Below are 16,200 nucleotides of genomic sequence, written 5' to 3' on the forward strand. Positions count from 1 at the left end.
CCGAGCGGGCTCCCCGTGACGCCGTCAGCGGTACGCGGGGTGCTCCGGCCACGGGGCGTCGTGCGGCCGCAGCGTCGCCCAGTCCTGCAGCCGTGCGGCGTGGGCCGCGAGCACGCCGGCGACGGTGCAGGCGTTGTGCAGCCGACCACCGAGGATCGCGGCGACCGCCTCCTCCAGCGGCACCCAGCGCACGACGATGTCGGCCTCCTCGTGCTCGCGGGTGAAGCGCTCGGCATCCGGGACCGCGGTCAGGCCGCGGGCCAGGAAGCAGCGCCAGTTCTCGCTCGAGCCGCCGGGTGAGTTCTGCCAGTCCGCGAGCACGTGCCACTGCTCGGCCGTGAGGTCGGCCTCCTCGTGCAGCTCGCGGGCGGCGGCCACCCACGGCTGCTCACCGCGGACGTCCAGCAGACCGGCCGGCAGCTCCCAGTCCAGGATGCCGGTCGGGTGACGGTACTGCTGCAGCAGCAGGACGCGTCCCTGCTCGTCCAGCGCGACGCACCCGACCGCCCCGGGGTGGTCGATGAACTCCCGGGTGACCACGCCGGCGCCGCCGAGGTCGACCTCCTCGCGGACGAGGTTCCACACCAGACCCTCGTGCAGCACCTCCCGCTTCAGGACGGGTCGCTCGACGAGCCGGTCCGCCAGCTCGTCGCTCACGGGGCGACGGCCTCGCCGGCGCGCGGCCGCTCGACCTCGACCAGACGCGCGGCGCGCTGTGCGTCGATCGCGGCGCCGACCAGGCCCGCGAACAGCGGGTGCGCCTGGTGCGGCCGGGACAGGAACTCCGGGTGCGCCTGCGTCGAGACGTAGTACGGGTGCGCGTCGCGCGGCAGCTCCACGAACTCGACCAGCAGGCCGTCGGGCGAGGTCCCGGAGAACACCAGACCGGCCTTCTCGAGCTGGTCGCGGTAACCGTTGTTGACCTCGTAGCGGTGCCGGTGCCGCTCGGAGACGCGGGACGAGCCGTACGCCTCGGCGATCACCGAACCCTCCTGCAGCGCAGCGGGATACGCACCGAGCCGCATCGTGCCGCCGAGGTCTCCGGCACCCTCGACGAAGGCCTTCTGCTCCTCCATGGTCGCGATGACCGGTGCCGGGCTCTCGGGGTCGAACTCGGTCGAGGACGCACCCTCGATGCCGGCGACCTCACGGGCGTACTCGATGACCATGCACTGCAGGCCGAGGCAGATGCCGAGGGTCGGTACGCGGTTCTCGCGCGCCCAGCGCAGCGCGCCGACCTTGCCCTCGATGCCTCGGACGCCGAAGCCGCCCGGCACCAGGACCGCGTCCACGCCGCCGAGAGCCTTGGCCGCACCGGCCTGGGTCTGGCAGCTGTCGCTCTGCACCCAGCGGATGCGGACCTTCGCGTCGTGGTGGAAGCCGCCGGCGCGCACCGCCTCGGTGACCGACAGGTAGGCGTCCGGCAGGTCGATGTACTTGCCGACCAGCGCGATCTCGACCTCGTGCTCGGGCTCGTGCACCCGCCGGAGCAGGTCGTCCCACTCGGTCCAGTCGACGTCGCGGAACGGCAGCCCGAGACGGCGCACCACGTAGGCGTCCAGCGCCTCACGGTGCAGCACCTTCGGGATGTCGTAGATGCTCGGGGCGTCCACGCACGCCGCGCAGCCCTCCGGCTCGACGTCGCACATCAGCGAGATCTTGCGCTTGATGCCGTCCGGGATGTCACGGTCGGCGCGCAGCACGAGCCCGTCGGGCTGGATACCGACCTGCCGCAGCGCCGCCACGGAGTGCTGGGTCGGCTTGGTCTTCAGCTCGCCGCTCGGCGCGAGGTAGGGCACGAGCGAGACGTGCAGGAAGAACACGTGGTCGCGTCCGACGTCCTGACGGACCTGACGGGCGGCCTCCAGGAACGGCAGGCTCTCGATGTCGCCGACCGTGCCACCGATCTCGGTGATGATCACGTCGGGCGGGTTGCTCGCCGCGGCCTCGGCGCGCATCCGCTCCTTGATCTCGTTCGTGATGTGCGGGATCACCTGGACGGTGTCACCCAGGTACTCACCGCGCCGCTCCTTGGCGATCACCCGGCTGTAGACCTGGCCGGTCGTGACGTTGGCGCTCCCGGAGAGGTTCACCCCCAGGAACCGCTCGTAGTGCCCGATGTCCAGGTCGGTCTCGGCACCGTCCTCGGTGACGAAGACCTCGCCGTGCTGGAACGGGTTCATTGTCCCCGGGTCGACGTTGAGGTAAGGGTCCAGCTTCTGCATCGTCACGCGCAGGCCGCGTGCTCGAAGTAGCTGGCCGAGGCTCGATGCCGTCAGGCCCTTACCGAGGGAGGAGGCCACGCCTCCGGTCACAAAGATGTGCTTCGTCTGCTCCGCCACGGGCTCTCAGTCTACGTGACGGTCGGGCCGCCTCGTCCACCGCCAGGCCGTGGTGTCGCGAACGACGTCGTCGCGGAACCGTCAGCAGCGGCGATCAGACGTCGTCAGCCGCGTACCAGGCGAGCCAGGCATCGACCGTCGCGGTCTCCCCCGGCCAGGACGCCGCGAGCTCGCGTCCTCGCCGCGACATCTGCTCCCGCGCGCCGGAGTCGCCCAGGACGTCCTCGACCGCCGTGGCGATCCGGGCCGGCTGCCTGGCCGGTACGAGCACGCCCGCGTCCTGCACGAGCTGGGGAACTCCCCCGACTGCGGTCGAAACGACGGGGACGCCGGCGGCCATCGCCTCCTGCAGGACGAGCGCTCGCGCCTCCCAGCTCGAGGTGAGGACGAACACGTCGGCGCGGCTCAGCCAGCCGGGCACGTCGTCACTAACACCGATGAACTCCACCGGCGTGCCCATCGCCGCCAGCCGCAGCTCGCGGAGCAGGTCGGAGTCGCCGTCGCCGACCACGACCCACCTCAGCGGGACGGTCAGCCGGGTCGCCGCCTCGACCAGCGCCTGCAGGTTCTTCTGCCGGGCGATCCGCGCCACCGTGAGCACCAGCGGAGGCTGCTGGAGGACGCGCCGGTCCCGTTCGGGTGCAGCGAGCAGGTCCCCCAGATGAGGGGACGGCACCGGGGCCAGCTCCGCCGCCTTGGCACCCAGCTCGACCGCGAGGTCCACGAGGTCCTGGCTGGCTCCGGTCACCAGGTCGGCGATCTTGAGCATCCGCGCGATCGCGACGTGAGGCAGCCGCCCGCGCATCGACGACGGCAGCTCGTTGTGCAGCGACACGATGAGACGCGGGCGGTCGTGCCGGCCCATCGCCCTGATCGCAGCGCTGGCGACGAGGCCGGCCTGCCAGCCATGAGCGTGCACGACGTCGCTGTGGCGGCACATGCTCACCAGCTTCGACAGGGACCGGGGCGCCCGGCTGAGGGGTTCCTCGGCCTCGCGCGGCCAGGCCGCCACCGCGTCGGGCCAGTCGAAGTGACGGGCCGTGGCGCGGTCGGTCACGATCTGGACGTCGACGCCGCGCGCCTCCAGCAGCCGCGACATCCGGTCGACGTGAACACCGATGCCACCCCGGGCCGGACCGAGCAGCATCACGACACGCACGGGGCCACCTCCCGGTGACGTGAGTGGGAACTTCTCATACCGTCGCCCCACTTGGACGACCACCCCGACGGAGGCGCCGGCGTGCCAGCCGCGCACTCGAAGGATCTGCCACGAGGAGAACCGTCGCATACGCGATCAGCGCGGCTGCAGCGGCCACCGCGCCGACCGCGATCGTCGCCCAGATCGGCCCCGGTGAGAGCAGGCGCGCGACGACACTGCCGACCACCGCCGCGACGACACCGGCGAGGGCCGCAGCGGCCGCCGTCCGCGCCGCACCGGTGACCGTCGACGCCCCCCAGGACCGCGCGACGAGCACCGCGAGGGCGAGGGCGGCGACGTACATGCCCACCGAGCTGGACCACCCGAGGACGGTGAGCGCGGAGCGAGCCCCTGCGTCCGGCCCGACGAGGAGCAGCGGGGCCACCGCGGCGACGAGCCAGCCGAGCGCGATCGCGACGGCACCGTGCCAGGCGACCCCGCGCACGTACAGCGCTCGTTGCAGCAGCGCGATCACGGCGAAGCCGGCGAGACCCACGCCGTACGCGACCAGGGCCGGCGTCATCGCCGAGATGGCCGAGCCGGACGGGTGGTCCTTGCTCGCGTCGATCAGTACGAAGAAGCGCCCGACCGGACGCGCGACCGCGACCAGCAGCGCGCTACCGAGACCGCCGACCACCAGCACCAGGCGCAAGGAGCGGACGAGGGTGTCGTCGGCGGCCGCCCGGTCGACCGAGCCGTTCACGAGGTTGGGGAAGGCCGCCGTGGCGACCGGGACCGCGAGCACGGCGTACGGGAGCAGGTAGACCGCCTGGACATAGGTGTAGACGTTGAGCGTGCCCGTGCCCCCGCGGTGGTTGGCGACCCACGTCGTGCACAGGACGGCCACCTGCTGCGCGAGGAGCGCGAGCACGCCGGCGCCGGCGAGATGCCCGGCGCGCCGTGCCGCGCCGGGCGGGAAGTGCAGGCTCGGACGCAACCGGGCCCCGGAGCGCCGGACCGGCAGGAGCAGCGGCAGGCTCAGGGCGACGACGCCGAGCGTCGTGCCGCCCGCCAGTGCGGCGACGGCGCCACCGCTCAGCCGTTCCGGTACCCCGTCGGCCCCGCGCGCCAGACGCGCGTACGCGAGGTAGGACGCGATCACGACCAGGCTGGACATCAGGGGCGCGAGCGCGGCCGCCAGGAACCGGCGGTGGGACTGCAGCACGCCCGCGAGGACGATGCCGACGCCGTACAGCGGGATCTGCGGCGCGAAGATCAGGATCATGGTCGTCGCCAGGTCGACCTGCCCCTGACCGGAGCACCCCGGGTCCGAGCCGCGCGAGAGGAGCAGGGTGGCCACCGGCCGGGCGAGCACGGCCAGCAGGAGGGCGAGCGGCACGAGGACCGCCAGCGCCCACGTCAGCAGCGCCGATGCGACCTGGTCCGCCTCGTCGCGCTCGCCTCGCGCCAGTGCTCCCGCGACGAGAGGTACGGCGACCGCGGCGAGGGCTCCCCCGGCGGCCACCTCGAACAGGACGTTGGGCAGCAGGTTCGCAGTGCTGTAGACCTCGCCGACGCAGGTGCTGCCGACCGTCCCCGAGAAGACGATCCAGCGGCCGAAGCCGACCACTCGGGCGAACAGGGTGGTGATCGCGATGACGCCCACGGCGGCCAGGAGCCCACCGCGCGAGGGTCGCGCGGTGGGCCGGTGTGATGACCCGGTCGCGGTCATGACCGGGGTCGGCCCCAGGCGTCGAGCTCGCGCAGCCCCGGCGTGCGGGCGATGACCGCCGAGAAGCTGACCCGCTCCGAGGCCAGGGTCAGTGCGACGACCACGGCCAGCGCCGTCCAGCGGGCCCGAGCCCCGAGCTGCTCGACCAGCGCGGTCCCCACCAGCGCGCCCAGTGCGTTGGCGCCGGTGTCGCCCATCATGGTCCGACCCTGCAGGTCCTCCGGGAGCGCCGCCAGGCCGGCACCGACGACACCCGCGGACACACCGGACCCGGCCGCGGCACTCGGCAGACCGAGCAGCAGGGTGACCTTGAGCGCGCGGCCCGGGCGCAGGTCGAACAGGTTGAGCAGGTTGGCGCCACCGGCCACGAGACCCGCACCGGCCAGGGTCGAGCCACCCCAGCGTCCGCGGTCGACGGAGCCTGCGGCGAGCACACCGACGACCCCGAGCCCGAGCACCTTGACCGCCCCGGTCGTGACTTCTCCCCGCCGCAGCGCGCCGAGGTGACCTTTCAACCCCTTGCTGCCGGCGCCACCGGCGAGGTCGTCGAGCAGACCCATGGCACCGCCGCCGACGGCCGCCGCTGCGGCGGTCGGGGACACCACGAGCACGCTCGCGCAGCCGGCGACGACCGCCGGCCCCTCCAGCAGGGACACCGTCCGTCCCGCGTGGTTCGTACGGTCCCAGACCCGGGCGCCGCCCGGTGGACGTCGGCGCAGGGCCGGGAGTACGGCACGGACGGTCCCGGCCGCGAGCGCCGCGACGAGGAGACGGTTCACTCCCCCTCCGTCAGGCTCGGCGTGACGGTGCTCGCCGTGCTGTCCAGGCCGAACTGCCCCGACTGACCGGCAAACTCCTCGCGCAGCGCCAGCACGAGGGCGGCCTGCCCGACCGCGCGGTCCCCGTCGTCGACGGTGCTCATCGCGCCGGTCACCTCGGGGCTGCGCCGCAGAGCGCGCACGAGCATGTCCGGGGTGGTGAGGTCGTCCTTGACCGGACCGGACGCCACGCCGACGACCGGACGGCCGGCCAGCCCGACCGCCGTGATGATGTCCGTCCACGCCTTCACCGTGCCGGTGTCGGAGTCCTTGCTCGTCATGCCGGGCCACAGCACGACCACGGAGGCGGCCTGGGCCGGCGCGGCGGGCTGGGCCGACGCCAGGTCCTTGTCCTTCAGCGCCGCGAGAACGCCGTTCGCCGCCTGGTCGGCGCGGCCGGTCGAGCCCTGATGGGCGACGGCCTCGACGAGCACCTTGCCCGCCAGGCGGTTCTTCGGGATCGTCGCGGCGTCCAGCCCGAGGTCCTTCGCGGACGTCGTCAGCAGGGCGTCCCGGTCGGCATTGGCACCCGAGGCCCAGCTCTCGTCCAGGCGCACCGTGCTGGTGACCTGTGCGCCGCCGGCCTTCAGGCTCTCGCGGCTGGAGTCGACGAGGCTGTCCTCCGTACCGGGCAGCACGAGCAGCGCGACGGACCGTCCGGTCAGCTGACCGGGGAGCACGCGGGGCGCCACGTCCTCGGCGTACTGGTCCTGCAGCCCGATGACGCGGTTCGCCTCCTTGACCTCCTCACGCGTGGCGGCGAGGTCGCGGCGCTGCCCCTGCACCTCCTTGGTGATCCCGCCTGCGAGCTCGTCGCGCAGCGACGTCGCGCCGATGACGATGCCGACGGCGAGCGCGAGGAAGACGGAGACCAGCGAGACGACGTGGTAGCGGAAGTCGATCATTCGAACACCCCTGTGAGCCAGGACCAGAAGGCGTCCCAACGAGAACCGAGCAGCTGGAAGATGGTGTCACCGGCGGGCGTGCTCCCCAGGGCGACGAAGAGGGCCAGGAACCCGGCGAGCACCAGGACGACGAGCATCCAGGTCGGCACGCTCGTGCGGTAGAGGCGGCTCACGCCCTTGGCGTCGACCAGCTTGCTCCCGACCCGCAGGCGGGTGAGGAAGGTGCTGGCCATCCCCGCGCGCCCCTTGTCGAGGAACTCCACCAGCGTCGCGTGCGTGCCGACGGCGACGATCAGGTCCGCGCCCTTGTCGTCGGCCAGCAGCATCGCGATGTCCTCGCTGGTACCGGTGGCGGGAAAGACCACGGGGTCCTTCACGCCGAGCTCCTGGACGCGCGAGAGGCCGGGAGCACGTCCGTCACGGTAGGCGTGGACCACGACCTCGGCGCCGCAGCGCAGCGTCGAGTCACTGACCGAGTCCATGTCCCCGACGATCATGGTCGGCTTCAGCCCGGCCTCCACCAGCGCGTCCGCACCGCCGTCGACGCCGATGAGCACCGGCTTGTAGTCGCGGATGAAGGGCCGCAGCATCTGCAGGTCCTCCTTGTAGTGGTATCCGCGCACGACCACGAGGACGTGCCGCCCCTCCATGTCGGTACGGATGTCGGGCAGGCCGACGCCGTCCAGCAGCAGGTCCCGCTCCTGGAGCAGGTACTCCATCGTGTTGGCGGCGAAGGCCTCCATCTGGGTCGACAGCCCCGCACGCGCGTCCGTCATGGCGACCTCGATGGCCGCCGCGTCCAGCACCGTGCCCCGCGCGATGACCGTGTCCCCCACAATCAGCTCGCCGTCGTGCACGCGGGCGGACTCACCGTCCGAGACGGCGGCCATGACCGGCTCCCCGACGTGGTCCAGCAGCGGGATGCCGGCCTCGACCAGGATGGACGGGCCGAGGTTGGGGTAGCGGCCGCTGATCGACTCCGCCGCGTTGACGACGGCCGCGGGCCGGCACGCGACGAGTGCCTCGGCGCTCACCTGGTCGATGTCACGGTGGTTGATCACGGCGACGTCACCCGGCCGCAGGCGCTTGGTGAGGTTCTTGGTCCGTGCGTCGACCCGCACGGTCCCGCCGACACCGGCGGGTTCCGGGCTCACGCGCCGACGCAGGGGGAATCTCATCGGCCCCATCGTGCCACGCACGCCGCGCCGTCCCGGGGCGGTGCGCGGCGGGGAGACGCGCCTCATCCGGCCGTGGACCTGAGCAGCTCCCGCGCGTGCTGCAGGGCGGCCTTGCTGTCGCTGACGCCGCCGAGCATCCGGGCCAGCTCGGCCTCGCGCTCGGCGCCCGAGACGGCGGCGACGCCGCTGGAGGTGATCTGTCCGTCGTCCTGCTTGTGCACGACCAGGTGACGGTCGGCGTACGCGGCCACCTGGGCCAGGTGGGTGACGACAATGACCTGGGCCTGCTCGGCGAGGGCCTTGAGCCGGGCGCCGACGTCGAGGGCCGCCGCACCGCCCACGCCGGCGTCCACCTCGTCGAAGACGAACGTCGGCAGGTCGCCGGACGCGGTCACGACCTCGAGCGCCAGCATGACGCGCGACAGCTCACCACCGCTGGCGGCCTTCGCGACGGTCCGCGGCGTGGCGCCTTTGTTCGCGGCCAGCAGGATCTCGACCTCGTCCACGCCGTGCACCGCTCGCCGGACGGTGCGCCCGTCCGGCAGCCGCAGCCCGTCGTCGACCTCGTGCTGGCGGACGACGACCTCGACCCGGGCGGAGCCCATGGCCAGGTGCGCCAGCTCCTCGCCGACGCGCTCGCCCAGCGTCCGCGCCGCACTCGCTCGACACTCGCTCAGGGCCGACGCCGCCGCGGCCAGCCGCGGGGTCAGGTCGTCGACCTGCTGCTGCAGGGCACTGATCCGGTCGTCCGTCCCGGCGAGGTCGGCTGCTTCGAGCGCCGCCGCCTGACTCCAGGCCAGGACCTCGTCGACGGAGTCGCCGTACTTGCGCAGCAGTGTCGTCACCGCCGCCCGGCGATCGTTCACCTCGTCCAGGCGGCCCGGCTCGACGTCGATGTCGGCGACGTACGAGGCGAGGTCGCCGCCGAGGTCAGCCGCGAGGACGCCGAGCTCGCGGACGCGGGCGTCCAGCTCCTCCAGCCGGGAGTCGTGCTCGGTGAGGGAGCCGAGTGCCGTACGCGCCGCCGACACCAGGTCCAGGACGGCCGGAGCAGACCCCTCGACCGGGTCCTCGTCACCGACGAGCGCCGTGTGCGCCTCGCCGGCGCCCGCGCGTAGTGCGTCCGCGTGGGTCAGCCGCTCGGCCTCCGCGGCGAGCGACTCGTCCTCCCCCGACTGGGGGTCGACGCGTTCGATCTCCTCCAGCGAGGCCGTCAGCGAGTCCAGCCGCTGGACGCGTTCGCGGTGCGCGGCGGTCAGGGTCGCCAGCTCGCTCTCCGCACGCTCGAGGGCGTCGTACAGGTCGGCGTACTCCTTGGTGGCCACGGCGACCGGTTCCCCGCCGAACCGGTCCAGGACGATGCGGTGCTGCTCGGGGCGCTGCAGTCGCCACTGGTCCGCCTGACCGTGCACCGCGACCAGATGCTGTCCGAGCTCGGCGAGCAGACCGACCGGCGCAGTTCGGCCGCCGACGTGCGCCCGGGACCGCCCGGCCGCCGAGACCGAGCGGGACATGATCAGCACGTCCTCGACGTCCGCGCCGGCCTCCAGGGCCCGCACGGCCGCCGGGTGGTCGGGCGCCACCTCCACGACCCCCTCGACCAGGGCCTGGTCCGCCCCGGCACGGACCCGGCCGGCGTCGGACCGCTCGCCCAGCAGGAGGCCGAGCCCGGAGACGACCATCGTCTTGCCGGCGCCCGTCTCGCCGGTCACGACGTTCAGACCGTCGGAGAGCTCGAGCACGGCATCGTCGATGACGCCCAGCCCTCGGATACGGATCTCACGCAGCACGGCGGCCACTGTAGTGAGGAACGCTGACGGGCGCCGTGGTCAACGACGACCGCGGCCGCGCCAGCCCTCGACCGGCAGGTCGAACTTGGCCACCAGCCGGTCGGTGAAGGGTGCGTCGGTCAGGCGCGCGAGATGCACGGTCAGCGGGCTGCGCCGTGCCTCGATCCGCGCGCCAGGAGGCAGCTCGAAGGACCGACGGCCGTCGAACCACAGCACGCCGCGACCCGCCGACGACGGGACCAGCTCCACCGCGAGCTGAGCCTGCGGGCCGAGCACCAGCGGCCGGGCGAACAGCGCGTGCGCGGAGATGGGCACCAGCAGCAGCGCCTCCACACCCGGCCACATCACCGGGCCGCCCGCGGAGAACGCGTACGCCGTCGAACCGGTCGGGGTCGACATCACGACGCCGTCGCAGCCCCAGGTCGACAGGGGCCGGCCGTCGATCTCGACGACGAGCTCCAGCATCCGTTCCCGGGCGGCCTTCTCGACGGTGGCCTCGTTGAGTGCCCAGCCCTCGCAGACCACGGCGCCGTCGACCCGCGCGGTCACCTCGAGCGTCTGCCGCTCCTCGACGGACCAGGAGCGCCGTGCGATGCCGTCGACGGTCGCGTGGACGTCCTCGGCCTCTGCCTCGGCGAGAAAGCCCACGTGGCCGAGGTTGATGCCGAGCAGCGGGACGCCGGTGTCCCGGACGGTCTCGGCGCCGCGCAGGATCGTCCCGTCCCCGCCGAGGACCACCACCAGCTCGGCGCCGTCCGCCGGCGCCTCCGGGTTGGCGAGGGCGACGTTCGGCTCCTCCAGCAGCCCGAACGCCGCCAGCTCTTCGTGCTCACCGATCACGTCGATGCCGTGCTCGGCGAGCCCACGGACGAGGTCGACCGCCACCTGGATGGCCTCCGGGCGGCGCGGATGGCCCACCAGCAGGATGCGGCGGCTCACCGGGCTTCCCCGGTGATGCGGTCGAGCACGGTCTCCAGGTCCATTGGCGCCATCATGCCTGCCGTCGTGTGCCTCAGCCACAGGAGGTACTCCTGGTTGCCGGTACCTCCCACCAGCGGGCTGGGAGCGAGCCCGTGCGGGGCCAGGTCGTGCGACCGTGCGGCGTCCACGACATCGCGTACGGCGTCGGCCCGCAGCCGCCCCGACCGCACGACGCCGCCCTTGCCGAGGGCCTGCCTGCCGACCTCGAACTGCGGCTTGACCAGGACCACGAGATGGCCCGTCGGGGCCGTCAGGTCGGCCAGCTGCGCCATCACGAGGGTGAGCGAGATGAAGCTGAGGTCGCTCACGACGACATCCGCTGCACCCCCGAGGGACGCGGCCGACACGTCGCGGACGTTGGTCCCGGACACCTCCTCGACGCGAGGGTCGTCGGCGATCTGCGGCACGAGCTGACCGTGCCCGACGTCGAGCGCGACGACGGACCCCGCGCCCTGTCGCAGCAGGACCTGGGTGAACCCACCGGTGGAGGCGCCGACGTCCACGCACCGAGCGCCGGGCACCGCCGCGGCGACCGGGACGAAGGCCTCCAGGGCTCCGACGAGCTTGTGCGCAGCCCGACCGACCCAGCCACCGTCGTCGGAGTCGACCACCAGCTCCTGGCCGTCCGACACCCGCTCCGAGGCCTTGTGCGCCGTACGATCGCCGATCCGCACCTGGCCCGCGCTGATCCACTCCTGGGCCTGCGCCCGTGAGCGCGCGAGCCCGCGCGAGACCAGGGCCACGTCGAGTCGCTCGGCGCGGTCCGGCGCCGCTGTCATCCGCCGGCGCCTAGTCGCGCAGGTCGGACAACCGGTGCTGGAGTGTGCGGTGCACCGCGGTGATCTCCTCGATCTGCTCCTGCAACGGCCGTCCGTCGGACTCGTCGAGTGCGACCAGCGCACGGTCGACCTCGTCGTCGCCGGTCGGCTCACGGTCAGGTCGCTCGGTGTGCAGAGGACGGTCCGGCAGCGCGACGGACGCCTCTCGGGCGGCCTCCGCCGCGGCGCCGGACGGTCCGGCGGCCTCGTCCTCGGCCAGGACGTCCGGCCGAGTCTCCACCGCGTCGGCGCCGTCCCCGCTCCCCACGGAGCCGGTCTCGGCGGGCGGAGTCGTCCCTGGGTCCGTGGCACCGGCCGCGGCCGGGTCCTCGATCTCGTCGTGCATGGGTGTCTGGGCCTCAGCTCGTCGTGGAGGACGGCGCGCCCGGGTCCGGTCTCGGCGCCTCGGTTCTCTTGGCCGGGTCCGGCGACGGTGCCTTCTTGGCCGCGTCCTTCGCGTCGGTGAACGGCTGTGATCCGCTCGCGCCCTTCTTGGCCGGCGACTTCGCATTCGCCGACGTGCCCTTCTTCGTCGGCGCGGCTGCCGGAGAGGATGCCTTCTTCACCGGCGACGTGGCCTTCTTGACCGGTCGCTTGGCGGCCTTCTTCGCCGTCGGCGCCGTCGCCGAGGGCGCCTTCTTGGCGGCCTTCCTCGGCGGGGTCGGCGCCGCGGACGAGCTGGCCTCCGCCAGCCGCCGCGGACCGGAAGATCCCGTGCGCTTCGCGGCGGTCCTCGTGGCGGCGCTCTCGAAGTCGACGACGCCGGCCGTCTCGCCCGGCCGGACCTGGTTGCGGCGCGCGGACTTCTTCGCGATCGCCGTGCGTGGCGGACGTCGTCGAGCGACGGGCGGGGTGGCGGCTGCCTCAGCCGGCCCGGATGCACGGCCTGCCAGCTCGCGTCGCAGCGTCTCGACCTGCCGCTCCAGGCGCTCGATCTCTGCTCGCGCGTCCGCGAGCTCGGTGGAGGGCACGAGCCCGACCCGTTGCAGCCGGGTGTCGAGCTCGCTGCGGATCAGCGCGCGGATGTTGTCCTGGTTGGCCGCCGCGGCTGCGACGAGCTCGTCAGCGAGGGTGGCGACCTGCCCGGCCAGCTGACCCGCCCGTCCGGAGGTGCTCCTGGCACCTGGCAGCTGTTGCGGTACGGAGAGCAGCGCGTCGGCCGCCTCCATCGCCTTGGCGCGAGTCACCTCGCCCGCACCGGACAGGATCTGCAGCGCTGTCCTGACGTTGTTCAGACTCATCACATCTCCTCGATCGTGCGAAGGCTCAGGTCGCCGCGACAGGGCGAGCCCACGCGGCGTCAGCCCACGCTACTGCGCCACAGCTCGGCCGCGTCGGCATGATCCAAGTCGGCACGGTCGACGGCCGCCCAGAGCACCAGTGCCGCGGCTCGCAGGCACTCGATCGATCCCATCTCCCCGCCGCCGGCGTCGAGGTGCAGCGACCAGTCTCGGGAGCGATCGGCGGGTACGACGCGTGCGCTCGCCCGTCCGCACCGCGCGGTGGTCTCGTCCAGACGGACCGCCTCCTCGTACGGCTCGTGCAGAGCGGGCAGCGCCTCGATCACGAAGTCGGGACGCTGCTCGACCGGAGCCGACAGCAGGTCTACAGCCCCGTGAACCCCGGTAAGCACCAGCGCGGACGGCATTGCCGCAGCCCTCGCACCGGCGATGTCGGTCTCGAGCCGATCACCCACGCCGAGCAGGTCGCTCGGGCCGAGCCCAAGGGTCCGTGCCGCCAGCTCGTACATGGCGGGCCCGGGCTTGCCGATCACTGCCGGACCCCGGCCGACCGCGGCACGGACGGCATCGACCAGCGTGCCGTTGCCGGGGGCCACGCCACGATCGGTGGGCAGAGTCCGGTCCACGTTCGTCGCGACCCACAACGCGTCGTGCTGGATGGCATGAGCGGCCTCGGCCAGGTCCCTCGCCGTGACGTCGGCGCCATAGCCCTGAAGGACCGCCCGCACGGGCTGCTTCCCCGTGGCACCCGACGCGGCTCGTGCGTCGACCGGAGCGACCGGGTCGAGGCCGACGTGGCTGAGGGCCGCGGCGACACCGGGTCCGCCAACGGCGAGGACGGCGCTGCCGGGCGCCACCCGGTCAGCAAGGTACTGCGCTCCCGCGACCGAGCTCGTGATCACGTCGGCCGCGCCGGCGCTCAGACCGAGGTCGCTCAGGTGCTGCGCCACCGCCTCGGGTGGCCTGGAGGCGTTGTTGGTCGCATACACGACGCGCCGGCCCGTCGACACAGCGCGTTCCAACGCGTCGACGGCGCCGGGAACGGGGCGAGGTCCTGCGTAGACGACGCCGTCCAGGTCACAGACGAGCCCACGGAAACGGTCGATCAAGGAAGCCACACCAGGATTGTGCCGGTGCCCGCCGCACGGAGCGCGCCCGGCCGCCTCATGAGGGCCCGGCCCGGCTCAGGCCGCGCCCACACGAAGCCGGTCGATCGAGGCCGCCTCCACCTCGCACCGGCTGACCGCGGCGGCACCCGCCCGCCAGAAACGACGACGCAGCGCGCCGCTGACCTCGACGCACTCCCCCGACTCAAGCGCGATGGCCCGTCGTCGGGTCCGGCTCGTCCAGCAGGCGATGTCGATCGTGTCGACGCGGACCTGCCGACCCGAGCTCGTCGACCTGGCCTTGACCGGTCGGTCCACGACCAGCCGAAAGGTCACGAGCTCGTCGTCGCTCGGCAGCACCCGGTGCACCGGTGAGCCACTCACCCTTCCGACCAGTCGAACCTCGTTGACGCTCGTGTCCACGGGCGAACCTCCAACCTGTCCTCATCGAGATGTGATGATCAGGATCGAGGTGTGACCCGTCGCCGGACGAGGGTCGCGCTACTCCTGTGGATCGCGGTCCGCGTCTGACGAGGGTGTGGATTCCAGCTCCTCGTCGGCCTCGCCCTCCAGCAGGTCCTGCACGACCAGACCCTCGAGCTCGGCCAGGCGGTCCGCGGCGTCGGTCTCGCCGGCAGCGTCCGCGTCCAGCGCGCGACTGAACCAGTCGTGGGCGCCGTCCTCGTCGCCGGTCGCGAGCAGCGCGTCGCCGTAGGCGTAGAACAGCCTGGCGGCCCACGGCTGCTTCGACGCGCGGGTCAGCGCAGGGATCCGCAGCCCCATGACCGCCGCGTCGTTCTGACCGAGATCGCGCCGCACGCCCGAGACCACGATCGCGAGCTCGATGTTGTCCGCCTCGGCCAGCCCCTTCGCCTCCGGGGACGACGCGAGCTCCAGCGCGCGCTCCGGGCGGCCGAGACCGCGCTCGCAGTCGACCATGTACGGCAGCAGGTGGTTCGAGCCCGACAGGCGCCGCGCCGTCCGGAACTCCCGAAGTGCCTCGGCGAACTCGCCGCGTCGGTAGAGCACCAGGCCGAGAGCCTCGCGGGCCGCCGGCACCCGGCCGGCGCGGCGCGCAGCGTGCTGTGCATGGTTCAGCGCCTCGTCGGGATCGTCCTCCAGCAGCAGGGCGGCAGCAGCCAGATGCTGAGCCACGCCCTCGGCGTTCTCCTTGGTCAAGGTGCGCAGCTGCTGCCAGACCGAGCGGTCCAGCTCCTTGCCGGTCACACCTTCAGGGATCTCCGGCTCACGACGGTTACGGTTGTCCGTGCCTGCCGCGTCCCGGGACCGGTCCCAGCTCCGCGGGCCGCGCGAGCCCCCGTCAGCCCGAGGACCGCCGCTTCCGGCCCGGTCGTCGCCCCCACGGTCCGAGAACGAACGCGCCGGCCCCCGCCGCTCGCCCGAGTCGCGGCGCGGTCCCGCGCCTCGGCGGTCGTCATCGCGTCCCCAGGACGAACCGCCGCCCGACGGGCGGCCCTCGCCCCGACCACCGAACCGGCCCCCGCCCTGCGCCGGCCGCTCGCCACGGGACCTCCCACGATCGTCCCGCGAGAAGTCCCTGTCATCGCCACGCCGTGGACGGTCACCGCCGTACGAGCCGCGGTCGCGGGGGGCGTTGGTGTCCCGCGAACGACCGCGAGCACCGTCCTGGCCGCCGCGCGACGGGCGTCGGTCACCGAAGCGCTCCGCCGAGCCCCGCTCAGGCCGATCACCCCGACGCGCACCCGCGCCGCTGTCACGGTCGCCGCTACGGCCGCGATCGCGATCACGACCGCGGTCACTCGAGGGTCGCGATCCGCCGCGCGAACGGCCGTCGTCGTCCCGGCGGGGCCTGCGCTCCTCGCGGTTCGCGTCCGACTCACCGCGCGCTGGGCGCGCCCAACGATCCGAGCGAGGACGGCGCGCTGAGTCGTCACCTCCGGAGCCGGCGTTGTCGCCGTTGCCCGACTGGTCGTCCGCCACGTTTCCTCTTTCCGACGCTGCCTGACTCGTCATGGTCTCAAGCCGGCACCGGTGCGGCCATGCCGACAGTGCCGATACCGATCGTGAACGCAAGAAAGGCCAGCACGTGTGTGCTGGCCTCCCTTGGAATGTATGTCCGGCGGTGTCCTACTCTCCCACACCGTTCCCAGTGCAGTACCATCGGCGCTG

At 73.1% G+C, this 16,200-nt stretch carries 15 protein-coding genes; all 15 read right to left on the bottom strand.

The genetic code is table 11. The features are described 5' to 3' along the window. Positions 1-24: 24 nt before the first annotated feature. Positions 25-657, bottom strand: coding sequence for an NUDIX domain-containing protein (locus tag P4R38_RS08050; RefSeq protein ID WP_277191805.1), 633 nt, complete (start codon positions 655-657; stop codon positions 25-27). Continuing rightward, a complete protein-coding gene (locus tag P4R38_RS08055) occupies positions 654-2,342 on the bottom strand; it encodes a CTP synthase (protein WP_277191806.1) in 1,689 nt (562 codons plus the stop codon). Before P4R38_RS08055 ends, P4R38_RS08050 begins: the two co-directional genes overlap by 4 nt. Positions 2,343-2,436: 94 nt before the next feature. Further along, positions 2,437-3,501 (bottom strand): glycosyltransferase family 4 protein, encoded by a 1,065-nt coding sequence (locus P4R38_RS08060; protein ID WP_277191807.1) that lies wholly within the window; start codon positions 3,499-3,501, stop codon positions 2,437-2,439. Positions 3,502-3,535: 34 nt separating this feature from the next. Continuing rightward, positions 3,536-5,146, bottom strand: coding sequence for a murein biosynthesis integral membrane protein MurJ (gene murJ, locus P4R38_RS08065; protein ID WP_277191808.1), 1,611 nt, complete (start codon positions 5,144-5,146; stop codon positions 3,536-3,538). A 62-nt stretch (positions 5,147-5,208) separates the two neighbouring features. After that, positions 5,209-5,991: a hypothetical protein gene (locus P4R38_RS08070; RefSeq protein WP_277191809.1), complete on the bottom strand. Its 783-nt coding sequence runs from the start codon at positions 5,989-5,991 to the stop codon at positions 5,209-5,211. Then, positions 5,988-6,935, bottom strand: a complete 948-nt coding sequence (locus tag P4R38_RS08075; protein ID WP_275238619.1) for a copper transporter — start codon at positions 6,933-6,935, stop codon at positions 5,988-5,990. Before P4R38_RS08075 ends, P4R38_RS08070 begins: the two co-directional genes overlap by 4 nt. Beyond that, positions 6,932-8,113, bottom strand: a complete 1,182-nt coding sequence (steA, locus tag P4R38_RS08080; protein WP_277191810.1) for a putative cytokinetic ring protein SteA — start codon at positions 8,111-8,113, stop codon at positions 6,932-6,934. The genes P4R38_RS08075 and steA overlap by 4 nt, the downstream gene beginning before the upstream one ends. Before the next feature lie 62 nt (positions 8,114-8,175). Continuing rightward, positions 8,176-9,903, bottom strand: a complete 1,728-nt coding sequence (gene recN, locus P4R38_RS08085) for a DNA repair protein RecN (protein ID WP_277191811.1) — start codon at positions 9,901-9,903, stop codon at positions 8,176-8,178. Between the two features lie 39 nt (positions 9,904-9,942). Then, positions 9,943-10,842, bottom strand: a complete 900-nt coding sequence (locus P4R38_RS08090; protein WP_277191812.1) for an NAD kinase — start codon at positions 10,840-10,842, stop codon at positions 9,943-9,945. Further along, on the bottom strand, positions 10,839-11,663 hold the full coding sequence (locus P4R38_RS08095; RefSeq protein ID WP_277191813.1) for a TlyA family RNA methyltransferase: 825 nt from the start codon (positions 11,661-11,663) through the stop codon (positions 10,839-10,841). The genes P4R38_RS08090 and P4R38_RS08095 overlap by 4 nt, the downstream gene beginning before the upstream one ends. Positions 11,664-11,673: 10 nt before the next feature. After that, positions 11,674-12,048 (bottom strand): hypothetical protein, encoded by a 375-nt coding sequence (locus P4R38_RS08100; protein WP_277191814.1) that lies wholly within the window; start codon positions 12,046-12,048, stop codon positions 11,674-11,676. A gap of 13 nt (positions 12,049-12,061) precedes the next feature. Further along, complete coding sequence (locus tag P4R38_RS08105) at positions 12,062-12,943, bottom strand: hypothetical protein (protein ID WP_277191815.1); 882 nt, start codon at positions 12,941-12,943, stop codon at positions 12,062-12,064. Between the two features lie 59 nt (positions 12,944-13,002). Continuing rightward, positions 13,003-14,061, bottom strand: a complete 1,059-nt coding sequence (locus tag P4R38_RS08110; protein WP_277191816.1) for an HAD-IIA family hydrolase — start codon at positions 14,059-14,061, stop codon at positions 13,003-13,005. A gap of 66 nt (positions 14,062-14,127) precedes the next feature. Then, entirely contained in the window at positions 14,128-14,472 is a 345-nt protein-coding gene (locus P4R38_RS08115) for a single-stranded DNA-binding protein (RefSeq protein WP_275238628.1), read from the bottom strand. Positions 14,473-14,550: 78 nt separating this feature from the next. Further along, positions 14,551-15,276, bottom strand: coding sequence for a tetratricopeptide repeat protein (locus tag P4R38_RS08120; RefSeq protein ID WP_277191817.1), 726 nt, complete (start codon positions 15,274-15,276; stop codon positions 14,551-14,553). Between the last annotated feature and the right edge of the window lie 924 nt (positions 15,277-16,200).

Origin of the sequence: Luteipulveratus flavus (assembly GCF_029439465.1) — a bacterium.
In the GTDB taxonomy this organism is placed as follows: Bacteria; Actinomycetota; Actinomycetes; order Actinomycetales; family Dermatophilaceae; genus Luteipulveratus; species Luteipulveratus flavus.